Source organism: Pontibacter sp. T17, assembly GCF_057219875.1.
The window spans coordinates 551,981-573,909 of record NZ_JBXVVW010000002.1; the positions used below are offsets into that span (position 1 = coordinate 551,981).

The following is a 21,929-nucleotide window of genomic DNA, read 5'->3' on the forward strand; positions in this document are numbered from 1 at the left end:
GAGACAAACATACGCAGCCTGCCTGAATGGCTTCTGCAAAAAAGCAGAGGCCCCATTGTGGGGCCTCTGTATCAGCAGTTAGCGCGAGCTGTAGTTGGGGGCTTCACTGGTAATCTGAATGTTGTGGGCATGGCTTTCGCGCAGGCCTGCACCGGTAATCTGTACCATCTGGGCCTTTTTCAGCGCCTCGACGTTGGCCGAGCCTGTGTAGCCCATACCTGCCCGCAGGCCGCCTACCATCTGGTAAATCACTTCTGAGAGCTTCCCTTTATAGGGCACACGACCCACAATGCCTTCAGGCACCAGCTTTTTGATGTCGGCTTCTACGTCCTGGAAGTAACGATCCTTCGAGCCCTCGTTCATCGCCTCTACCGAACCCATGCCACGGTAGCTCTTGAACTTGCGGCCTTCGAAGAGAATGGTTTCGCCGGGGCTCTCTTCCGTACCGGCGAAGAGGTTGCCCATCATGGCTACATCGGCGCCAGCTGCAATCGCCTTGACGAAATCACCGCTGTACTTGATACCCCCATCTGCAATGATGGGGATGCCTTTCTTGGCCGCTGCTGCAGCTGCTTCCATCACGGCGGTAAGCTGCGGCACGCCCACACCCGTCACCACACGTGTGGTGCAGATACTACCGGGGCCCACCCCCACTTTCACCGCACTGACGCCCGCTTTTATAAGAGCCTCTGTAGCCTCGCCAGTGGCTACATTGCCTGCCACCATCTGTAAGTCCTTGTACTTTTTCCGGATGTCGCGCACCATCTTCAACACGCCTTCGCTATGGCCGTGGGCTGTGTCTACACATACTACATCCACCCCTGCTTTCAGCAGGCCTTCGATACGGTCGAAGGTGTCGGTAGTGACGCCTACGGCCGCACCCACACGCAGTCGGCCCATTTCATCCTTGCAGGCATGAGGGAAGTCCTTGCGCTTCAGTATGTCCTTGTAAGTGATGAGCCCCACCAGGCGGCCATTCTTGTCTACCACCGGCAGCTTTTCAATCTTGAACTTTCGAAGTACCTCTTCAGCCTTCTCAAGATTGGTCCCCTCTGGCACGGTGATAAGGTTGTCTTTGGTCATCACCTCGCTGATTTTCTTCTTCGAGGGAGAGTGGAAGCGAATGTCGCGGTTGGTGAGGATACCGACAAGCTTGCGGCTGGTGCTGTCTACTATTGGAATCCCGCCAATCTTGTGCTCAGCCATCACCCGGAACGCATCGGCCAGCGTCTGCTCGGGAGTCAGCGTCAGCGGGTCCACAATCAGGCCCGATACATAGCGCTTGACACGACGCACCTGGTCGGCCTGCTTCTCGATGCTCATGTTCTTGTGCAAAATGCCAATACCGCCTTCCGAAGCCATGGCAATTGCGAGCTGATACTCAGTCACAGTATCCATCGCCGCACTCATGATGGGGATGTTAAGGGTGATGTCTCGGGTCAGCTTGGTGGTAACATCCACGTCACGTGGCAGAACTTCGGAGTGGGCAGGCAGGAGCAGAACGTCATCGTAGGTCAGCCCTTGCATACGGATCTTGTTGGAAGTCGCCATTGTGATGAAGAGGTGGGTTAGGTAAGAACGTGCCGGATAAATTGTGTTCAAAACGCCTTTCACACGGGCGATGGTATGCATACTGGCAAAAAAAGTAACTCAGGTGGCAGGCTACTGTTCTACCTGTTTGTGTTTCAGTTTTTTCACCTTCTACCTTCATTATCATATTCCCAGATACCGGTAATCACAGACCCCTTTGAGGATGGCGACCTCACTGTAAGCCCAGGGTGGCTGGGCACCCTCAATCGCTTTCGGCACATAACAGGTGGGCGTTTACAGTTAGACGGAAATCCACAGGATGAGACGCTGCACCTTGCAACACACTGGCCTATACCGTTAAAAAAACACACCCTGCGTTGGCAGCTGCGTCTGGACACATCGCTGGATTCACTTTCCAACCGCAACAGCTTCCGCCTGCACCTTGCAAGCGACAACCCGTTGCTTCGGTCGCCAACTTCGAAAGGCTACACGCTGGAACTTGGCAGTAACCGTTATGGCAATGTGCCAACGATCTGGCGCGAGGATGGCGGAGCCCGAACCCTGCTGGCCATTGGCGAAACCGCCCTCCCATTGTCTGGGCAAACGATTTTTCTTCAGGTAGAGGTGGATGCTGTTGGTTGCTGGCAGATTCGCCACTCCACAGATGGACTACTGTATGTCCAGGATGCCATGGCATTTGACAGCACCTATTCGGCATCTCAATACACTGGCTTCTCGGTGCAGCACACACCAGCCAGCCGCGATCAATTCTGGTTCGATGACTTCCGGGCCCAAGCCTTAGCCGATAGCACACCACCCCAACTCCTCCGCATTGAAGCCACCAATGCCCAAACCCTTGAACTCCAGTTCTCCGAAGCACTGAGCCGTCCTTTGCTGCCGCTCTTGGCCTCCCTGAGCCTCTCCGGCGGGCCTGGCATATCAAGTTTTCGCATTCTGAGTTATTCTGAGTGGAAACTGGAAGTACAGCTGACCAGCCCGCTCCTGTCGCTTAAGCCCTACCAGCTTCGCTGTCAGCAGATACCTGACCGCGCTGGCAACCTTCTGTCTGATACCGTGGCGACGGTTCTCTGGGCCGACGCCCAACTACCTCTCCCGGGGCAACTGGTCTTTTCAGAGCTCATGCTGGCGCCTCCCACAGAAGGCAGTCGGTATGTCGAACTGCTGAACAATTCTACGCGTGCACTTCGCCTTACCGAACTTCAGCTTGTGCGCATACGAGATGGCGCCAGGACGGTTGTTCATTTGCCCAATGACATTCTGCTGCCCGGCCAGGTGGCGGCATTCACCAGCGACACCACCTGGGTGAAGAACCATTATTTGCCGCCAGATACTGCCGACATTCGCCTGCTGCAAAAACCCCTGCCGCCCATACTCCCTACCGATCTTCTGGCCCTTGAGACATCCTCCGGGCTTACACTGGCCACGCAACGCTGGCAACCCGCATTACATTCCTCATTCCTGCGCTCCATCAATGGAATAGCGCTGGAATGGACAGGCAAACGCTGGCGCACAGCGGCATCTTTGCACCATTTTGGCACCCCAGGCTGGCGCTCACAATCACATGAAGCCCCTGTAGCCTGCCATCTCAGTGGCCCGCATTTTTCACCCAATGGCGATGGCCATCTAGAAACACAAACTCTACGGCTGCTGGCGCCCGAAGGCACTCGGCTGGACCTGCAACTCATTGCAGGCAACGGCCTGGCACAGTCTGCCAGTCTGGCTTCAACCCTGCTCCTGAATGGCGAAACTCTACTGGAATGGGACGGCCGAGATGCAAACGGACAAATACTGCCCTCGGGGCCGTATGTATGGCTCATTTCCTATCAGACTGCCGATGGAGAAACAGGCAGTCTGCGGGCAGCATTCATTCTTCAAAGCCACCGCTAGGCGCTGCGGCGCTCAGAACCCAGAATATTGTTCCGGTTGGCGTGGTGGTTCAGCAAAATGAACAGCAGCACGGTAAACGCAATCAGCGAACTGCCGCCATAGGAGAAGAATGGCAGCGGAATGCCAATAACCGGCATTACACCTACAGCCATACCTATGTTGATGGCCACGTGCACAAAGAAAATGCTGGCCACAATGTACCCGTAGATACGCCCATACTGGGTCTTGGTGTTCTCGGCCAGATACAGGAGACGGGCCAAAAACACAAATAGCAACACCAGCAATACGGTACTGCCCAGCCAGCCATACTCCTCTCCGATGGTGCAGAAAATGAAGTCGGTATCCTGCTGAGGCACAAAATCGAACTTTGTTTGCGTACCCTTCAGGAAGCCTTTGCCTGTAAAGCCCCCCGAGCCTATGGCAATCTTACTTTGGGTAATGTTCCAGCCGGTACCGAGCGGGTCGGTCTGTGGGTCAAAGAGGGCGCGCACCCGCACCTGCTGGTGGGGCTTCAGCACGTCAGTCATCAGGAAATCGACGCTCAATACCAGTCCCGAGAATGCAATCATCAGCAGCAGATGCAGCCCCCAGAACTTGCGCCGAAACAGAAAGAAGAACGACAAAACCGCCAGTGCCACCACAATACCAATCACCACGAACTTCGACATCGTGAGCGCCATTATGACGAACACAGCTGCCAGAAAACCCAGAATAAGATACCAGGGCGACAGTCCTTCGCGGAAGAGCATCAGAATGAACGCACTGCTAACCAGCGCACTGCCGGTATCGGGCTGTAACATGATAAGCCCCGCAGGCACCAGAATGAGCGCAGCCAACCCCAACTGGTCTGTGGTTCGTTTCAGCGAGAAATTGTAGCGCGTCATAAAGGCCGCTACAGCCATAGCCGTACCTATTTTGGCAAACTCGGCAGGCTGCACCTTGAATGGCCCACCGAGGTCTATCCAAGCTCGGGCCCCATTCACATCACGCCCCACCACCAACACAAGCATCAAAAGTGCTATCGTGGCCCCGTACGCCAGGTAGCTGATAAGCTGGGTGAATTTCGTATCCAGCAACAGAATTATACCTCCAATCAGCAGCGCAATGGGGATAAAGATGAACTGCTTGCCGTAGTTATAGTCTACGTTGAAAATAGAGATGTTGGGATCGCGCACCGACGCCGCATAGACGTTGATCCATCCGAAAAAGACGAAGAACAGATATAGACCAACCGTAAGCCAATCTACGTTGATGGAGCGGCGGTTCATGAAATGGACTGTGTGGCGTGGGTTTGCAGTAAAGTTACATTCGCAGAACGGCGTCTCATCACATGCGCATCGAATTTCACAAATACCACGGAGCAGGCAATGACTTCGTCCTGGTGGACAACCGCAAAATCGGCCTCCCCGCCAACGCTGACGCATTGTACGAACACATCTGCCACAGGCGCTTCGGCATCGGGGCCGATGGCTTTATTCTGCTGCAGGCCGCCGAAGGCTATGACTTTGAGATGCGCTACTACAATTCCGATGGCCGTCTGAGCAGCATGTGCGGCAATGGCTCGCGCTGTGCTGTGGCGTTGGCCAAACGACTCGGCTTCTTTCAAGGTGACAACTGCCGGTTTCTGGCCTTCGATGGCCCGCATCTGGCACAGCTGGAAGGAGAGGATGTAGTAGTACAGATGAACATACAGGCCGAGGCGGCTCCAGTGGGCCCCGATGCTTGGTTCATCCACACAGGGTCGCCCCACCATGTGTGCGTATTGCCTCAGGGCACTGATATCACTGCCTGGCCAGTGGTAGAGCAGGGCAGGGCCATTCGCAACAGCGAAGCCTACCAGCCTGGTGGAACCAATGTCAACTTCCTGCTGCCTACAGGCCACAATCAATTGACGCTCCGTACCTACGAGCGCGGTGTAGAAGACGAAACCCTGGCCTGCGGCACGGGCGTAACAGCAGCAGCGTTAGTGTATGCAACCCGCCTTTTCCCCCAGCCGCCCCCATACACCATCGCCGTGCAGGCGATGGGAGGGCAACTGGCCGTGAGCCAGGACACAAACGGAACCGTCTGGCTGAAAGGACCCGCAACAGCTGTCTTTCAGGGAGTTATTGAGGTTGCGCAGCCCTGAGGCGTTGAACACCGCGGCAAAAGCCCTAACTTGGGGCTGTCGAAACGGGTATACTCCCGTTCATTACATATACTCCTCTACTTATGGGATGCACCTCCTGCGGAACCGGCGGATGTAGCCGGCTGGGTGTGACCGATTGGCTGGAAAACATGCTTCCGCCCGGCATACCTGAAGAGCAGAACATATACGAACTGAAGTTCAAAACCACCCGCAAGCAGTTCTTCCGGAACGATGCCGGGCTGGATATCATCACTGGCGACCTTGTCGTCGTAGCCTGCGACCGTGGTTTTGACATTGGCATGGTGACGATGGGCGGCGAACTGGCCCGCCTACAGATGCGCAAGAAAAAGGTGAGCCTGAAAGAGGTGGGCACCATTCTGCGTGTAGCCTCGGACGCCGAAATCAGCCTGCTGGAACAGGCGCGCAGCCGCGAATACACCACCCTGACACGCACCCGCACCATCGTAGACGAACTGCGGCTTGACATGAAGGTGTCCGATGTAGAGTTTCAGGCAGACGGCACCAAGGCCATCTTCTACTACACCAGCGAAACGCGCGTAGACTTCCGCCAGCTGATCAAGCAGCTGGCCCATGAGTTCCGCATCCGGGTGGAAATGCGGCAGATTGGCATGCGCCAGGAAGCCGCCATTGTAGGTGGCGTAGGCTCCTGTGGCCGCGAGCTGTGCTGCTCGTCGTGGCTCACCGACTTCCGGAGCGTCAACACCTCGGCCGCCCGCTACCAGCAGATTTCGCTGAACCCAGCCAAAATCACTGGCATGTGTGGCCGCCTCAAGTGCTGCCTCAACTACGAACTGGAAACCTACATGGATGCCCTCAAGGACATCCCACAGGTAAAACACATCCAGACCGAACTGGGCCAGGCCACCCTTCAGAAGACCGACATCTTCAAGCGCACCATGTGGTTCAGCTACGTGGGCGAGGAGAACTGGACAGCACTGCCCGTAGAGCAGGTCATTGAGCTGGTTAAGCTGAACAAGCAGGGCATTCGCCCACCCAGTCTGCATGCACTGGACGAAGAAGCCGCCGCCAAACAGGCCGCAGCGCCCCAGAAGGCTTCACTCGACTTTGTGGACGTAGTGGGCCAGAGCAGTCTGCACGAACGAATGACCCCCACACCACGCCGACGCAAGGATGGACGCAAACCTACTGTCGTTGGCTCCAGTGGAGATAAGTCGGGCAACCGGCAGCAGCGCCCGCCACGTGGAGAAGGCAGCGCAACGCCCCGCGCCGAAGGCCGCAGCACTGACAGCGACAACAAAGAAGGCGGAGACCGCAACCGAAACCGACGCAGAGGTGGCCGCAACCGCGGAAACCGCAGTGGAGGAGAAGGCGCCAAACCAGCTCCTTCGGCCGAGTAACAGCTTATTTCGCTGCAGCCTGTATCGAAAACTGCACCAGCTGAACGCCTTTCAGCGTGTCGGTACGCATGTACTGCACCAAACTGAACTGATAGGTGCCGGGGGTACGGAACCGTGCCTCCTCGTTCAGCACCGCTGTGGCTGATACCGTACCCGTCAAAGGGTTCTTGGTGCCAAGCCACTTGCCATCACTGGTAGCCAACAGAAACTCTGCACGGCCCTGCTGCACCTTACCCGCGGGATCCTTCACCGTGTAACGTACCCACAGGTTGTTGAAAGGGTAATCTTCCGTTACCTCCAGCTTCAGTACCAGTTGGCGGGGCAGCGTGTCATTGGCCTCATACTGCAGCAGCAGCGAGTCGGCGATAGGCCAGCCCTGTTCGGGGTTCAGCTGCTTTTCGCCTATTGCCTCAGGCGACTGGCAGCCAGTCAGCCCCAGCAGCAGAAACAGAACAGGCAAGAGTTGGAGTCGGATCATTGGAGTATGAGGATAATGGCTGTTACTGCACAGAGCAGGCCTGCCAGGGCAAAAGCATCAAAACGTTCGCGGTAAAGCAGGCGGCCCGCCAGAGCCCCTGTCAGCAGCAGGCCAATGCTGAAGCTGGGAAAAAATACCGTGCCGGGCAGCTCTTTCAGTGCTTCAATCAGCGTAATGATGGAGAAGTAGTTGGGAATACCGATACAGATGCCTGCAACCACATCGCGCCAGTGCAGGCGTACTTGGCCCCGCACCAGCCGAACGACCGTCAGCGTCAGGCCAATGAACGCCGCCACGCCAAATACGATAAGCGAGAAAGCAGGGCCAGGGAATGCCGGATACCACTCGTCAAAGAGTTTAAAGTTGGTATCAATCAGGCCATTGCCTACAAACAGTGAGATCCCCAAAAACAGAATCTGTGTGGGCTTCAACGTGGAACCATGTTGCGCGTTCCCGCGCACCAGTTGGTAGTTCACCAACACAATGGCTGCAAATGCCAGCACCACGCCCAGCCACTGCATCAGGCCGGGTTTCTCGTGAAAAGCTACAATGGACACCAGAAAGGGCACTACCAGGCTGATTTTGGACACCAGCGTGGTGTAGCCTACCCCTACCCGCGCCGAACCCAACGCAATGAGCGAGAACACCGAAATGAAAAGAACTCCCTGCAACATCCCCAGCCCTAGAGCGGGTCCGGGGTTCAGTGCCGCCTGCGCGCTGGACGGATCAAAAAGCGCCCCCACCACCAGACACACCAGATAGTTGACCGAGATGACCATCGTTCGGTCGCAGCCCCGGCGGTCAGCTTCGCGCAGCAGCACATACAGCCCGGCCGAGAGCAGGATGGTCAGCAGCAGTGCAATCATGCCAGTCGGTTGCCGTATTGGGTTTCGTAATACTGCTGATATCCGCCAGTCTTTACGGCGGTCACCCAGTCTTCGTTGTTCAGGTACCAGTCAATGGTGCGCTCCAGCCCTTCCTCAAACTGCAGCGAGGGCGCCCACCCCAGTTCTGTCTCCAGCTTGGTGGGGTCTATGGCGTAGCGCAGGTCGTGGCCCGGTCGGTCGGTCACGTAGGTAATCTGTCCAGCGGTTGCCCCAGCGGCGCGGCCCAGCTTGCGGTCTATCGTCTGGCACAGCAGGTGCACCAGGTCAATGTTCTTCCACTCGTTTTTGCCACCGATGTTATAGGTCTTGCCTACCCGGCCTTTGTGCAGTATCAGGTCAATGGCCGAGCAGTGGTCTTCTACCCACAGCCAGTCGCGCACGTTTTCGCCCTTGCCATACACTGGCAGCGGCTTCCCATCGCGGGCGTTGAGTATCATCAACGGAATCAGCTTCTCCGGAAACTGCATCGGGCCGTAGTTGTTCGAGCAGTTGCTCAGCACCACTGGCATATGATAGGTGTGGCCCCAGGCCCGCACCAGATGGTCGCTTCCGGCTTTGCTGGCGCTGTAGGGGCTGCGCGGGTCGTAGGGAGTGGTCTCCACAAAAAAGCCCGTTTCACCCAGCGAGCCGTACACTTCGTCGGTAGACACGTGGTAGAACCGCACGTCCTGCCGAGTACCCCACCATTGGCGGGCCGCCTGCAACAGCGTGGCTGTGCCCAGCACGTTGGTGCGCACAAATGCCAGCGGGTCCAATATCGAGCGGTCTACATGGCTTTCGGCTGCCAGGTGTATCACGGCATCTATGCTGTACTGCTCCATTACTTGGCTTACTGCCGCCAGATCGCAGATGTCGGCTTTCACGAAGGTGTAGTTGGGCGCATGCTCAATGTCGCGCAGGCTGGCCAGGTTGCCAGCGTAGGTAAGCACGTCCAGATTGACGATGCGATACTGCGGATAGCGCTTCACCATGCGGCGCACCAGATGCCCACCAATGAAACCTGCCCCTCCGGTAATGAGTATGTTCATGCCTGCGCAGAAATCGTGTAAGAGTGCAAAGGTACACCCCTGCTACCTACTTGCCACCCACAGGGCATCTTTCCCCAGCATTCCTTTCCGCACCAGGGCCTGCGCCTGAGTGGCAGAAAGGCGCGGAGCCAGCACATCGGCTTCGGGAGCCGCGTCAGGGCCACGCAGCACATGGATTTCGTCCCAGCAGTCGGCCGCCAGAAACGCCTGTAGCGTAGCAGCCCCGCCTTCCACCAGCACCGAGCCCACGCCATAGGTGCGGAAAAGGTGTGGTACCCACTCGCTGGGCTCATTGCCCCACTTCAGTAGGTCAATCTCCCGCAGACTACCCTCCGTGCGCTCCTCGCCTTCCAGCAACAGCCAGGTTTCGCTGCCATCGGCCAGCAGGTGCAGGTCGGGGTGTTCCAATATCCGCCTGCCGGGGTCCAGCACCAGCCGCAGGGGCTGGCGGCCTGTGTGGGTCAGCCGCACCGTAAGCTGGGGGTTATCGGCGATGGCCGTACTCGCCCCCACCAGCACAGCCTGCACCTGCGCGCGAAGGGTGTGGGTGTACTGGTTGGTCTCGGCGCCGGTAATCATCAACCGGCCAGCCGCCGCATCGCGGTTGCCCATTTTCCCATCGGCGGTCTCGGCCCACTTCAGTATCACATACGGCCGCTTGCGCTGCTGGTTCACCCAGAATGCCCGGTTTATCTCCAGAAAGGGGGCGGTATCCTCATTCACGATTACCTCAACGCCCGCTTCCCGCAGCCGGGCAATGCCCGCACCCATCACCTTCACATTGGGATCTATGCTGCCCACCACCACGCGGGGCACCCCCTTCTGCACAATCAACTCGGAACAGGGCGGGGTTTTGCCCTGATGGTTGCACGGTTCCAGACTTACATAAATCGTGCTGCGCGAAAGCAGTTCGGGGTGGGTGCAGTTGGCAAACGCGTTAACCTCGGCATGCGGCCCACCGAAGCGCTCGTGCCAGCCTTCCCCGACAATGCGGCCATCGGCAACAAGGAGAGCCCCTACGCGCGGATTGGGAAATACGGCGTTGCCACCGCGCAGGGCCAGGTCCAGCGTGCGGCGCAGAAACTGTTCGTCGGCAGGCGTCAGCACACTCATGTGCGGCTCACCAAAAGGTTCTCGGTCACGGCGCGACTCAGCAGCAGTTCGCGGGTGTCGCCACCTTTTCTACCCACCTGTACCAGCCGCGAGGCATCGAAGTCTATATGCTCCAGCACGGTCAGTTCCTCGCCTATACGTAGGCCTAGGCGGTCCAGATACCGAAGGAAGTCGGGCGAGGTATGCACCAGCCCTGCTACCACTACCTGCACCCCTGTTTCCGTAACAGACAGGTTCTCGGTCTGGCGTGAGGCCATGCGACCATCCGCATCCGGGATGGGATCGCCGTGGGGATCGAACTTTGGGTGGCCCAGAAAAGCATCCAGGGCTTCTACCAGCTGCGGGCTGTGAATGTGCTCCAGCTGCTCGGCCATATCATGCACCTCGTCCCACTTGAAGCCCAGCTTTTCTACCAGGAACACCTCCCACAGACGGTGCTTGCGCAGCGTGTTCAGCGCCAGCTTTCGACCTTCTGGGGTCAGAATCACACCCTTGTATGGTATGTGTGTAAGCAGGCCCTTCTCGTTCAGGCGCTTCACCATGTCCGTCACGCTGGCGGGAGTGGTGTTGAGAGCGGCCGCCAAGGCATTGGTAGTCACCGCATGACCACCATTACCTCTCTCTGCACTGGAGAGTCTGAGAATGGCTTTCAGGTAATTTTCTTCCGTACTGGTGGCCTGGGGCTGCATTGTAGAGCGGATCTGGCGTCGTGAGGATGGATACTACAAAGGTACAACTAAGGCAAAGACCATGCCCGCCATCCGGCAATCCCTACTTCGTTTTACCCAATTGGTTCTACTGTACTGAAATGCCAGGCGCCCAAAGTTTCATTGGCGTAATTTCGCACCCCATGACAGACGCCGCATGACGCAGAAACTGGCAGGCTGGAGGGCCGCTTTGCTGGAGAGAGGTCACCTCGCCGGAATGGATGGTTTGCGCGGAATTGCCGTATTGAGCGTCGTATTCTGCCACAACTTCAAGAATACCCACCTCGGAAGCCTCACCTTCTACGAACGGATGAAAAGCTATGCAGGCGGCGGCGGGGTCGAGCTGTTTTTTGTACTCAGCGGGTTTCTGGTCAGCTACCCTTTCCTCCGTGCTGCACTTGAGCAGGCACCTGCGCCACAACTGACCCCATACTTCCGGAACCGCATGCTTCGGGTTCTCCCACTCTACTTCATCACTACGGCCATCTTCGGTCTGCTGATGTGGTTAACAGCCAGTCCTTATGTATCCCTGATCCTACCGGCTATCCCGTATTACCTCACTCTCACCATCAACCTCTTCAGCGAACACAATGTCATCAACAGCGTCACGTGGTCTGTTGCAACTGAATTCCAGTTCTACCTGACGCTGCCGCTGCTGATGTACGCCTTCATGCAGCTCGAGCGAAAGCACCATCTCTATTTTCTGTCCGGATTGATTCTGGTTGCCATTGCTTACCAGACTGCTGTCTGGCTTCTGCTGCCCGAGATACAGTCCGATGCCTTGCTGTACCGTTCATGGGCCTACACCAACACTCTGGCCCGCTACGCACAGTTTGGCACTGGCATGCTGATGGCCTATTGTTACCTCGCCTTTCCAAGTCTGAAACCCAAGACCTACGCACTCGTTGCTGTGCTGGCACTGATGATACTGGCCATTTTTTGCTCCCGGACGGTTTACCTGCCTTTCAGCATGGATGCCTGGCAGTATTTTGGGTCTACGCTGTTGGGCACACTCACGTTTGCCCTGATTACAGCTTACTGCCTCTATCATCCCTGCTCTCGTGCCAGCCGCTTCATCGACAACCCGGTGTTTACCTTCTTTGGCAAGATTTCCTACAGCGTCTATCTACTGCACCGCCCGATACACGACCAGTTCGTCAAAGGGGTTGTACCCTACGGCTTCACCAACATCTGGGCACTCTGCTTCTCCACCCTGCTGATCATCACGGTTGTCAGCACGGCCAGCTACCTCTTCATCGAACGGCCCTTTCTCCTGCTGAAGAAGCCGAAATAACGCTTCTGCCATTTTGTCACAAATCGACGGCCTTTTGCGTTATCTTTGCACGCTGTCGATTGCCACATGAGCCAGAACACACAGAAAGTATTCACGCCCAGCGCCGTACCCACCACTGGCGGCCACACCGATACCCTTGCCCCCGAACTGGAGGGCCTCGTCAAGACCATCGATGAGAGCCGACAGGGCGAAGCCTATCAGGGGGATGCCCGCCTGCGCAATGCCTATGTGGAAACCTATGGCTGCCAGATGAACTTCTCCGACACTGAGATCATCGCTTCGGTACTCACAGGTATGGGCTACGGCTTCACGCGCGACGAACTCTCTGCCGACCTCGTGCTGCTGAACACCTGCGCCATCCGCGAAAACGCAGAAGAGAAAATCTGGAACCGCCTCCGCAGCCTGAAATCGGCCAAGAACAAACGCCCCAACCTGATGGTAGGCGTAATGGGCTGCATGGCCGAACGGCTGAAAACCAAGCTGCTGGACGAAGAAAAGCTGGTGGATCTCGTCGTAGGCCCCGACGCCTACCGCGCCCTGCCCGAGCTGATTGCCGAGGTAGAGTCGGGTCAGCGCGCCGTCAATGTGCTGCTCTCCCGCGAGGAAACCTACGCCGACATTGCACCCATCCGCCTCAACACCAATGGCGTATCTGCCTTTGTGTCCATCATGCGTGGCTGCAACAACATGTGCTCGTTCTGCGTGGTGCCCTTCACCCGAGGCCGCGAGCGCTCACGCGACCCCAAGAGCATCGTAGCCGAAGTGCAGGAGCTGGTGCAGCAGGGCTACAAAGAAGTAACACTGCTGGGCCAGAATGTAGACTCCTACCATTACGAAGGCACCAATTTCGCGCACCTCCTGGCCATGACCGCCGAAGTAGACAGCCAGCTGCGCATCCGCTTCAGCACCTCGCACCCCAAGGACATGACCGACGAGGTATTGGAGACCATGGCCCGTTATCCCAACATCTGCAACTTCATTCACCTGCCAGTGCAGAGTGGCTCCAGCCGCATATTGGAAGCCATGAACCGTGGCTACACCCGCGAGTGGTATCTCCAGCGCATTCAGCGCATCCGCGCAATCATGCCCGACTGTGCCCTGTCTACCGACATCATAGCCGGCTTCTGCTCCGAGACCGAAGCGGAGCACCAGGAGACCCTGTCGTTGATGCGCGAAGTCGGCTTCGACCACGCCTTCATGTTCTTCTACTCCGAGCGGCCCGGCACCCTTGCAGCCCGCAAAATGACCGACGATGTACCCGAGGAAGTAAAGAAGCGCCGCCTCACTGAGATTATCGAACTGCAGAACCAGCTGAGCCGCGAAAGCAATGCCCGCGATGTAGGCAAGGTGTTTACTGTGCTCATCGAAGGCGACAGCCGTCGCAGCGACCAGCAGTATGCCGGCCGCAACGACCAGAACAAGATGGTGGTCTTCGACAAAGCGGGCACACAGTATACCCCTGGCACTTACGTACAGGTGCGCGTCACTTCCTCTACCAGCGCCACCCTCATTGGCGAACTAGCCACCGCCTGACACTCCCTACCAACGCTCCTCTCTCCCTACGCAACGAATGTCAACCAGTAGGCAAACCATCAAGCAGCGCTTCGGCATCGTCGGCGACAGCCCCAAGCTGAACACCGCCCTCGACATTGCTTTGCAGGTAGCCCCCACCGAGGTTACCGTGCTGGTAGTGGGCGAAAACGGCTCGGGCAAAGACGTCTTTGCCAGCATGATCCACCAGCTGTCGCTGCGCAAACACCGCCCTTTCATTGCCATCAACTGCGGTGCCATTCCCGAGGGCACCATCGACAGCGAACTCTTCGGCCACGAGAAAGGCTCGTTCACCAGCGCCTACGACAGCCGAAAAGGCTACTTCGAAGAGGTAAACGGCGGCATCATCTTTCTGGATGAAATAGCCGAAATGCCCCTCCACACCCAGAGCCGTCTGCTCCGCGTGCTGGAAAACGGTGAGTATCTGCGCGTAGGCAGCAGCAAGGTCCAGAAGACAGACGTGCGTGTGGTAGCGGCTACCAACAAGAATCTGGTAGAGCAGATTCGCCAGGGCAAGTTCCGCGAAGACCTCTACTTCCGCCTGAACACCATCACGATATACGTGCCCCCGCTGCGTGAGCGCGGGTCCGACATCGAACTGCTCTTCCGCTACTTCGCCAACGAGTTTGCAACCCGCTATGGCCGCGAACCCATCGTGCTGGACGAAGGCGCCCGCGCATTGCTGTACGAATACCACTGGCCTGGCAACGTCCGCGAACTCCGCAATTTCGTAGAGAAGCTCACCGTACTCTCACCGCAGGCGCAGGTTTCAGCACAGATGATGCGCCAGCACCTGCCACTGAACGAGAGCAAACTGCCCGTGCACCTGCCTTCAAGCAACGACGCCCGCCGCGAGGAAAGCACCGCTGGCACGGTAGAGGGCCTGGACCCCAAGCTGCTGGTACGCATGTTCTACGAAATCAAGACCGAACTGGCCGACCTGCGGCGCACAGTAGCCGCCCTCACCGAAGCGCCCTTCGACACCATCCCCACTCCCGCCTACCCGCCCCGGCGCGAAAACGACGTCGCCTACCCCGAGGTCATCATCCATCCGCCCGCGGGCTCCAATGCACTGGCGGTAAGAACACCCCAGGCAGATCCGCGCTATGGAAGAGGCTATGGCGCGGACGCCTACCCTGCCGACCAGCCTCCATTGCTGGAAGAATCGCTGTCGCTGGAGCGCAAGGAGCGCGACCTCATTGCCAAAGCGTTGTCCAAGTACAACCACAACCGCAAAAAAGCGGCCGCCGAACTTGGTATCTCTGAACGCACTCTTTACCGGAAAATCAAAAGCTACGGCTTGGAACACTGATATGGCCTGCGAAAACTGCCGTTGTGAAAATCGCCCCCCCAGCCGCCTGAAGCGCTGGGGCCGCGCTGCCCTCTGGATGCTCCTGGCCAGCCTCGTTGCCTGGTCGCAAACGGGCTGCTTTTATTCCTTCAGTGGTGCGTCGGTGCCCGAAGACGTACAGACATTCACAGTTGAGCTCTTCCAGAACACTTCTCCACTGGTTTCGCCCTCTGCCGCACAGGAACTGACAGAAGCTGTGCGTAACAAATTCCAGACTCAGAGCCGCCTTCGCCTCGTCAATTCAGGCGGCGACCTCCAGATCACTGGTGTCATTGTAGACTATTATGTGCAGCCCGCCAACATCGTTGCCGGCAACACCGCGGCGGAAAACCGCCTCTACATGCGCGTGAAAATCACCGTAGAAAGCAGTAAGCACCCCGAAGACAACCTCGACAAGGTGTTTGAGCAGTTCGCCAACTATCCGGCCAATGTCAGTCTGGCAACCGTCGAAAGTACGCTCCTGGCCGATCTGAACGACCGACTCTCACAGGACATTTTTAATCAGGCGTTGTCTGATTGGTAAGGAATTACGCTATTTTTGGTAGTTATCAGGCGCTGAATACTTAAAAACCCTCAGGCGGACGGTGAATCCCCTGCACCTCTACAACCGATCAAGCGCTGGCCCACTGGGTCAGCAGGAGCGCAGTGTGCTGCAACAGCAGCTGGCGAAGTTTCCGTATTTCTCCCTGCTCCACATCATTCAGGCGCGGGAACTGAAATTGGGAGCCGAGGCAGTTGGTGAAGGCGATCCCATTGCCAAAGCCGCACTCTATGCCCACGATCGTGCCCGTCTGGCCGAGTTCGTAGAGCGCCCCATTGCCCCTCCTTCCGAAAACTCCGAACCCACCGGCAGCCGCGAACCCTTGCCGATTGGCGGACGCAAATCCGGCTTTCTGGAAGATGCGCCCTCCGAACCCACCAGCCCCAATGCGGGCGGTGTCAACCCGCGCTTCGTCATGCCGGCGCAGCGCAAATCCTCGTTCGTGCCCTCCTATCTACAGGACGACGAGAACTACTACCCCGACCCGGTTCTGCCAGCTACACCCGTCGCCAGCCGTGTAGATCCTGAGTTGGCAGCAAAGCCTACTACCGAACCCCGCGCCCCTGAGCCGCTGCCCGTTGCTGAAAAAGTGACCCCAGCCGTTGCAGATGCGCCAGCAGTTTCGGCGGAGGAAGAACCACTGTTTGCGCCCGAAGAGCCCCCAGTAACAACACCAGCAACTACAGTTGTTGCCCCTGTTGCTGAAGCAGAAAACAAGCCAGAGGCCCCTGTTGTCCCTGTTCAGGCGGCTTCTCCAGCATCAGCCAGCTCCGACGCCTTCAACGTAAAGCTGCAAACACTGTTGCAGGTGCGTGTAGGCATGTATGTGCCACTGTCTGCCCAGCTGGCCAAGGAAATTCGCAAGCATCTGGAGGAATGGGCCACTGTCTCTGTTGCAGCGCAGATTACAGGCAAAACGGTGGCTACCGCCACTGCTCCTGTTGCTGCTGACGCGCCCGCTATCGAAAAGCCCGAACCCGCGGCCTTTGTTCCGCCTCCGGCACCCGAGCCTGTTGTGGCGGCAGTTGAAGAAGTAGTTGCAGCTGCACCCGCGGTGCCCGCGCCTACAGAACCGGCTGAGGTGCCAGAGAGCCCGACAGAGGCCAGGCGAACCCTCCCGCCGCCGCCGCCCGAGCCAGAGCTTACACCTGAGCAGAAAGCCGAAGAGGAGCGGTTGGCTGCCGAAGCCCTGGAGCAGCACAACCGTCAGATGGGTGCCGACCCATCAATGGACGACCTGCGCCGCAAACTGCTGAGCCTCATCAACCAGCAACTTAGCAGTCCCACGCCCGAGCCATCGGAGCCAGTTGCAGCCGCACCCACGGTTGAGGTACCCCCGGTTGTCGCAGTCGAACCTGCAGTTGCCGCTACTGCTGCGCCCGAGGACACTGACCCCAGCCTGCTGGCGCTCAAAAAACGCCTGGAGATGGTGGAAACACCAGCCCCCCCTACAGAAGAAGTACCCACCCGCAAGCTGGAGCCCTTTTTTGCGCCTGCACCGGAACAGCCGGCTGCACTGCCTGAAGCCAAAACCGACGCTGCACCTGCTCCTGCCGACAACGACCTCAAAGGCTCTTCTGAGTCTATGCGCCGCTTTGTACAGCCTTCTTTCGACATCAAGCCGGAAACGCTGTATGTAGAGGGCCGCAATCGCCGCAGCGGTGACCCCACCGAAGAACCAGCAGCCCCGCTTGCCGCTGCCGAGCCTGAAGTAGCACCCGCAGAACCTGTTACCAGCAACCCTGCTACCGAGCTTACTCCATCATCTGCAAAGCCTGAGACGCATCAGTTTCCTGAACTTGAGGCTCTGAAGCCGTCGAACGAGCACCTGAAACCCACCCCTCGCGCCGAGCAGTTGGGCGGAGAAAGCAGTTTCCGTCGCTTTGTAGAGCCCGATTTCTCGGCCGAAACCAGCGTGCGCCTGCGCAACCGACCCACGGGTTTCGACGCACCAGCCACCCGACACGAACCCGAGGCCCCCAAGCCCGAAGCTGCGCCTGCAACCGAACCGATGGCTGATGTGCCCGTGGCTGCCTCACCGGAACCCGCCCGCTCAGAGTCAGCTTTGCCAGAAACACCTTCTGCAGTTGCTGCAACGCTGGAGTCCCCTGCGGTGGCGCCCAAGCCGGTGGAAGAGATAGGCCCAATACAGCCCATCAGCACCGATTCATTCCGCAGATTTGTCCCGCTTGAAACCGATACGCGGATTGTAATGCGTATGGGTGAAGCAGCAGAACCTGCCGTAGAACCAGCCCAGGCAACTCCCGCAGGTACTCCCGTTGGCCGCATTACCGATGAAGGAGCCGACCGTTTTGTGGCGGTAGAGAAAGCGACTGCGCACCTCAGCCCCGAGGCCGTAGACCCTGCGCCGAAAGACCCCACCATGACGACCGACTCGTTCCGCCGCTTCGTCGAGCCTGAGTTTGGCCGTCTGCGTTTAGCACCCACCCTGCACCGCGACTTCGACGAAACAGCCCCGGCTGTTGCTGAAACAGCATCCGCTGATGTGGCACCAACACTCCCCGCCGAGCCCATTGCCCTCCGCGAGAGTGACCTTGGGGTGGAAATCGTCATCAAGCCCGAGCAGATGCGCTACTTCCGCGAGATTCCGGTTCAGAAACCGGAAACCCCTGTCGAAGTACCCACTACCGAAACCTCTGTAGCAGCGGAAGAGACGCCCGGTCAGCCTCTTGTGGAAGAGAAGCCACATATTCCTGCCGAGCCCAACGAAATCATGCTGAAAGACCGGGAGCTGCGCCGCCTCATGGGCCCCGAAACCTTCCAGCACCTGGAAAAAGCCTTCGAAGCCCCACCAACTGCTACCAACCGCGCCGCTGAAATACTGGCAACTCCACTGCCTACCCTGTCGGCCGAGCCTGTTATGGGGGAGGTAATAGAGGCCAGCGAAAGTGCGCTGCCATCTACTGGCGAGGCTGGCCGCCAGACCGAAGATTTTGCGGTTCGCATCAGTGCCTTCCGCGAAAATCTTTCCAAGATTCGCAGCAAAGGCATGCCGCTGCCCGATGAAATCAACCTGCGAAGCATTCAGCAGAAGTTCCTCGATCGCGTAGTGCGCGACATGACCGGCGAGCAGGGCCGCGAACCCAATGCCGCTGGAACTACCACGCTCGCCGATCCCCGTGCTGGCTACGACGTCGAACGCGATGCTCCAGACTCACCGCTGCCAGTGGTTGCCACCAACGTCGATGACCTTATTACACGCTTTGCCGAGTTTGAGCCACGCTTGGGCTCGCTGAAAACCGAAGGCAGTGTCGAAACCCTCAGCGATGAAGAAACCGAAGCTGCCGCAGCCGCTGAAATGGAAGCAGCCTCCGAAACACTGGCCGAAATCCTGGTCAAACAGGGCAACATTGAAAAAGCCCGTCAGGTATACCAGAAGCTCCAGTTGAAATTCCCGGAAAAAAGCACGTACTTTGCCGACCTTATCAACCGACTGCAGTAATCACCGCATATGTCCGCATTCGTTATCACTCTGGTTGTCCTGCTGACACTCCTCGCGATTCTTCTGATTGGCCTGGTCCTGATCCAGAACAGCAAAGGCGGTGGTCTGGTCTCCAACACCTCTGGCGCCAACGCCGCGCAACAGATTTTCGGTGCTCGCAAAGGTGCCGAGGTTGTCGAAAAGCTTACCTGGGGCATGATGGCTGGCATCTTTGTTATGACCTTCGCCATCAACATCATGATGTCGCAGTCTGTTCGCGAAAGTGCTCCCCAGAATGGCCTGCAACTCTCCCCCGAAGTAGAGCAGAGCCTGCAGACCACTCCCAACATACCTGCTCCGGCACCCCAACAGGGTACACCGGCCCCCGCCGATACCACTGCCGGCCAGAAGTAATTCTGCCTACAGCCTACAGGAGAAGCCACCCACTACGGTGGCTTTTCCATTTGTTACGAGTCAGAATGCCCTAACTTTGCGCACCGACCAACCTACCGGCATCATGATCGCTTCTCCTGTATCCTTCGCCGAAACCCCCATCCGTTACGACCGCAGCCGCCTTTCCGACGCCGAATTGCTGGCGCTTTACGAGGCCATACTGCTGCCCCGCATGATTGAGGACAAAATGCTCATCCTCCTGCGGCAGAACAAAATCAGCAAGTGGTTCAGCGGCATTGGGCAGGAAGGCGTCGCAGTGGGCGTTACCATGGCCCTCCGGCACACCGACTATATCTACCCTCTGCACCGCAACCTGGGGGTCTTCACCAGCCGCGATGTAGACCTGACGCAACTGTTTGCGCAGTGGCAGGGCAAGAAGTCTGGCTTCACCAAAGGCCGCGACCGCTCTTTCCACTTTGGCAGCCCCGAGCACCGCATCATCGGCATGATCTCGCACTTGGGCGCCATGCTCAGCGTGGCCGACGGCACCTCGCTGGCCAGCAATCTTAAAGGTGAAGAGTTCATCTCGCTGGTGTTCAGCGGCGACGGCGGAGCCTCCGAGGGCGACTTCCACGAGGCCATCAACGTAGCAGCTGTTTGGGATCTCCCCGTCATTTTCCTCGTAGAGAACAACGGCTATGGTCTTTCCACCCCCAGCCACGAGCAGTTCCGCTGCCGCCAGTTCATTGACAAAGCCATTGGCTACGGAATCGAGGGCGTGCAGGTAGACGGCAACAACATTCTGGAGGTGTACGAGACCACCAAGCGGATTGCCGAGAAAATGCGCCGCGACCGCAAGCCCATTCTTCTGGAAGCCATGACCTTCCGGATGCGGGGCCATGAAGAAGCCAGCGGCACCAAGTACGTACCCAAAGAGCTGCAGGAAGTATGGTCACGCAAGGATCCCGTTGAGAACTACGAGCGCTGGCTGGTAGAACAGGGCCTGCTGACCCAGCAGCGCATTGACGAACTGCGCGCCACCATCAAGCAACAGATTGAATCTGCCCTGGCCACCACCTTCGCGCTGCCCGAAATCGTGGCAGACACCGAAGAGGAAATGCGCGACGTATACGCCCAGAACGTACCCGCACCTGTGGCCCCAAACCACAGCAGCATGAAGGAGATGCGTTTCATCGACGCCATTTCCGACGGCCTGCGCGAAGCCATGCGCCGCGACTCCAAGCTGGTGCTCATGGGCCAGGACATCGCCGAGTATGGCGGCGTATTCAAAATCACGCAGGGCTTCGTGGAAGAGTTTGGCAAAGGCCGTGTCCGCAACACTCCCCTCTGCGAAAGCGCCATCGTAGGCACCACGCTGGGCCTGGCACTCGAAGGCATGCCCAGCATGATGGAAATGCAGTTTGCCGACTTCGTGTCCTGCGGCTTCAACCAGATTGTCAACAACCTGGCCAAGACCCACTACCGCTGGAACCTGCCCGTACCGGCCGTCATCCGCATGCCAACGGGCGCAGGCACTGCTGCTGGCCCCTTCCACAGCCAAAGCAACGAGGCGTGGTTCTTCCACACCCCCGGCCTTAAGATCGTTTACCCCAGCTCGGCGTACGATGCCAAGGGCCTGCTCACCGCGGCCCTCGCCGACCCCAACCCGGTCATGTACTTCGAGCACAAACTGCTCTATCGCTCCATCAGCGGCCTGGTACCCGAAGGCTACTACACCCTGCCCATCGGCAAAGCTGCTATTGTTCAGGAAGGCGACACCCTCACCATCGTTACATACGGTACGGGCGTGCATTGGGCGGTAAATCTGGCTAAGGAAATGCCCGAAGCCGGTATTGAAGTAGTGGACCTTCGCACACTCCTGCCCTGGGACCGCGAAACCGTCTACCGCTCGGTGAAGAAAACCGGTCGCTGCCTGGTACTGCACGAAGACACCCTGACAGGCGGCATCGGTGGCGAAATCGCCGCTGCCATTGGCGAAGACCTTTTCCGCTCGCTCGATGCCCCGGTCATGCGCGTCGGCTCAATGGACACCCCCGTGCCCTTCAACCCCGAGCTGGAGAAGAACTTCCTGCCTGTTGCCCGCCTCAAGGCCAAGGTGCAGGAACTCCTCGCCTACTGAGCCGTCAGGCCCAACGTCTTACTGCGCAACGAGCCGTCATTCAGAAACTGTTGATGGTT

17 protein-coding genes are annotated in these 21,929 nt (G+C 58.1%); 10 read left to right on the forward strand and 7 right to left on the reverse strand.

The genetic code is table 11. From position 1 onward, the window contains the following. Positions 1-78 precede the first annotated feature (78 nt). A complete protein-coding gene (guaB, locus tag AC2D8O_RS10330) occupies positions 79-1,551 on the reverse strand; it encodes an IMP dehydrogenase (protein ID WP_484679312.1) in 1,473 nt (490 codons plus the stop codon). 75 nt (positions 1,552-1,626) lie between these two features. Here guaB and AC2D8O_RS10335 point away from each other — a divergent pair, with 75 nt between their 5' ends. Then, complete coding sequence (locus tag AC2D8O_RS10335) at positions 1,627-3,438, forward strand: lamin tail domain-containing protein (RefSeq protein ID WP_484678739.1); 1,812 nt, start codon at positions 1,627-1,629, stop codon at positions 3,436-3,438. On the opposite strand, the gene rodA is transcribed toward AC2D8O_RS10335, so the two are convergent. Next, a complete protein-coding gene (gene rodA, locus AC2D8O_RS10340) occupies positions 3,435-4,706 on the reverse strand; it encodes a rod shape-determining protein RodA (protein WP_484678740.1) in 1,272 nt (423 codons plus the stop codon). The genes AC2D8O_RS10335 and rodA overlap by 4 nt on opposite strands. 62 nt (positions 4,707-4,768) lie before the next feature. On the opposite strand from rodA, the gene dapF reads away from it, so the two are divergent. Both dapF and AC2D8O_RS10350 read left to right on the forward strand, forming a co-directional pair. Then, the gene (gene dapF / locus AC2D8O_RS10345; protein WP_484678741.1) at positions 4,769-5,566 is read left to right on the forward strand and encodes a diaminopimelate epimerase; all 798 of its coding nucleotides are present in this window, start codon (positions 4,769-4,771) and stop codon (positions 5,564-5,566) included. A gap of 128 nt (positions 5,567-5,694) precedes the next feature. Continuing rightward, positions 5,695-6,945 carry a PSP1 domain-containing protein gene (locus AC2D8O_RS10350; protein ID WP_484678742.1) on the forward strand — a complete coding sequence of 417 codons (1,251 nt, stop codon included), beginning with the start codon at positions 5,695-5,697 and terminating at the stop codon, positions 6,943-6,945. A 4-nt stretch (positions 6,946-6,949) separates the two neighbouring features. Here the strand turns inward: AC2D8O_RS10350 and AC2D8O_RS10355 are convergent, their stop codons facing one another. The 5 genes from AC2D8O_RS10355 to AC2D8O_RS10375 are packed head-to-tail and all read right to left on the reverse strand — an operon-like array spanning position 6,950 to position 11,140. Next, on the reverse strand, positions 6,950-7,423 hold the full coding sequence (locus AC2D8O_RS10355) for a gliding motility lipoprotein GldH (protein ID WP_484678743.1): 474 nt from the start codon (positions 7,421-7,423) through the stop codon (positions 6,950-6,952). Then, a complete protein-coding gene (locus AC2D8O_RS10360; RefSeq protein WP_484678744.1) occupies positions 7,420-8,289 on the reverse strand; it encodes an EamA family transporter in 870 nt (289 codons plus the stop codon). Before AC2D8O_RS10360 ends, AC2D8O_RS10355 begins: the two co-directional genes overlap by 4 nt. After that, on the reverse strand, positions 8,286-9,338 hold the full coding sequence (rfbB, locus tag AC2D8O_RS10365) for a dTDP-glucose 4,6-dehydratase (RefSeq protein WP_484678745.1): 1,053 nt from the start codon (positions 9,336-9,338) through the stop codon (positions 8,286-8,288). The genes AC2D8O_RS10360 and rfbB overlap by 4 nt, the downstream gene beginning before the upstream one ends. 42 nt (positions 9,339-9,380) lie before the next feature. Further along, positions 9,381-10,451: a bifunctional diaminohydroxyphosphoribosylaminopyrimidine deaminase/5-amino-6-(5-phosphoribosylamino)uracil reductase RibD gene (gene ribD / locus AC2D8O_RS10370; RefSeq protein WP_484678746.1), complete on the reverse strand. Its 1,071-nt coding sequence runs from the start codon at positions 10,449-10,451 to the stop codon at positions 9,381-9,383. Further along, positions 10,448-11,140, reverse strand: a complete 693-nt coding sequence (locus tag AC2D8O_RS10375) for a metal-dependent transcriptional regulator (protein ID WP_484678747.1) — start codon at positions 11,138-11,140, stop codon at positions 10,448-10,450. Before AC2D8O_RS10375 ends, ribD begins: the two co-directional genes overlap by 4 nt. A gap of 235 nt (positions 11,141-11,375) precedes the next feature. Between AC2D8O_RS10375 and AC2D8O_RS10380 the strand changes: the two genes are divergently transcribed. From AC2D8O_RS10380 to AC2D8O_RS10410, 7 genes are all read left to right on the forward strand, one after another. Further along, positions 11,376-12,452, forward strand: a complete 1,077-nt coding sequence (locus AC2D8O_RS10380; protein WP_484678748.1) for an acyltransferase family protein — start codon at positions 11,376-11,378, stop codon at positions 12,450-12,452. Between the two features lie 66 nt (positions 12,453-12,518). Further along, positions 12,519-13,985: a tRNA (N6-isopentenyl adenosine(37)-C2)-methylthiotransferase MiaB gene (miaB, locus tag AC2D8O_RS10385; RefSeq protein ID WP_484678749.1), complete on the forward strand. Its 1,467-nt coding sequence runs from the start codon at positions 12,519-12,521 to the stop codon at positions 13,983-13,985. A gap of 37 nt (positions 13,986-14,022) precedes the next feature. After that, positions 14,023-15,315, forward strand: coding sequence for a sigma-54 interaction domain-containing protein (locus AC2D8O_RS10390; RefSeq protein WP_484678750.1), 1,293 nt, complete (start codon positions 14,023-14,025; stop codon positions 15,313-15,315). Between the two features lies 1 nt (position 15,316). After that, positions 15,317-15,877 carry an LptE family protein gene (locus AC2D8O_RS10395; protein WP_484678751.1) on the forward strand — a complete coding sequence of 187 codons (561 nt, stop codon included), beginning with the start codon at positions 15,317-15,319 and terminating at the stop codon, positions 15,875-15,877. A gap of 61 nt (positions 15,878-15,938) precedes the next feature. Further along, on the forward strand, positions 15,939-19,358 hold the full coding sequence (locus AC2D8O_RS10400) for a hypothetical protein (RefSeq protein ID WP_484678752.1): 3,420 nt from the start codon (positions 15,939-15,941) through the stop codon (positions 19,356-19,358). 9 nt (positions 19,359-19,367) lie between these two features. Beyond that, positions 19,368-19,751: a preprotein translocase subunit SecG gene (gene secG / locus AC2D8O_RS10405; RefSeq protein ID WP_484678753.1), complete on the forward strand. Its 384-nt coding sequence runs from the start codon at positions 19,368-19,370 to the stop codon at positions 19,749-19,751. A 103-nt stretch (positions 19,752-19,854) separates the two neighbouring features. Beyond that, on the forward strand, positions 19,855-21,870 hold the full coding sequence (locus AC2D8O_RS10410) for an alpha-ketoacid dehydrogenase subunit alpha/beta (protein WP_484678754.1): 2,016 nt from the start codon (positions 19,855-19,857) through the stop codon (positions 21,868-21,870). Positions 21,871-21,929: the final 59 nt, after the last annotated feature.

What these genes read in the sequence shown, in the direction of transcription:
- rfbB (WP_484678745.1), bottom strand. Translation starts at nt 9,338, where the DNA reads ATGAACATACTCATTACCGGAGGGGCAGGTTTCATTGGTGGGCATCTG.
- AC2D8O_RS10335 (WP_484678739.1), top strand. Translation starts at nt 1,627, where the DNA reads ATGCATACTGGCAAAAAAAGTAACTCAGGTGGCAGGCTACTGTTCTAC.
- AC2D8O_RS10410 (WP_484678754.1), top strand. Translation starts at nt 19,855, where the DNA reads ATGATCGCTTCTCCTGTATCCTTCGCCGAAACCCCCATCCGTTACGAC.
- secG (WP_484678753.1), top strand. Translation starts at nt 19,368, where the DNA reads ATGTCCGCATTCGTTATCACTCTGGTTGTCCTGCTGACACTCCTCGCG.
- AC2D8O_RS10395 (WP_484678751.1), top strand. Translation starts at nt 15,317, where the DNA reads ATGGCCTGCGAAAACTGCCGTTGTGAAAATCGCCCCCCCAGCCGCCTG.
- AC2D8O_RS10390 (WP_484678750.1), top strand. Translation starts at nt 14,023, where the DNA reads ATGTCAACCAGTAGGCAAACCATCAAGCAGCGCTTCGGCATCGTCGGC.
- AC2D8O_RS10380 (WP_484678748.1), top strand. Translation starts at nt 11,376, where the DNA reads ATGGATGGTTTGCGCGGAATTGCCGTATTGAGCGTCGTATTCTGCCAC.
- ribD (WP_484678746.1), bottom strand. Translation starts at nt 10,451, where the DNA reads ATGAGTGTGCTGACGCCTGCCGACGAACAGTTTCTGCGCCGCACGCTG.
- guaB (WP_484679312.1), bottom strand. Translation starts at nt 1,551, where the DNA reads ATGGCGACTTCCAACAAGATCCGTATGCAAGGGCTGACCTACGATGAC.
- dapF (WP_484678741.1), top strand. Translation starts at nt 4,769, where the DNA reads ATGCGCATCGAATTTCACAAATACCACGGAGCAGGCAATGACTTCGTC.
- AC2D8O_RS10360 (WP_484678744.1), bottom strand. Translation starts at nt 8,289, where the DNA reads ATGATTGCACTGCTGCTGACCATCCTGCTCTCGGCCGGGCTGTATGTG.
- miaB (WP_484678749.1), top strand. Translation starts at nt 12,519, where the DNA reads ATGAGCCAGAACACACAGAAAGTATTCACGCCCAGCGCCGTACCCACC.
- rodA (WP_484678740.1), bottom strand. Translation starts at nt 4,706, where the DNA reads ATGAACCGCCGCTCCATCAACGTAGATTGGCTTACGGTTGGTCTATAT.
- AC2D8O_RS10375 (WP_484678747.1), bottom strand. Translation starts at nt 11,140, where the DNA reads ATGCAGCCCCAGGCCACCAGTACGGAAGAAAATTACCTGAAAGCCATT.
- AC2D8O_RS10355 (WP_484678743.1), bottom strand. Translation starts at nt 7,423, where the DNA reads ATGATCCGACTCCAACTCTTGCCTGTTCTGTTTCTGCTGCTGGGGCTG.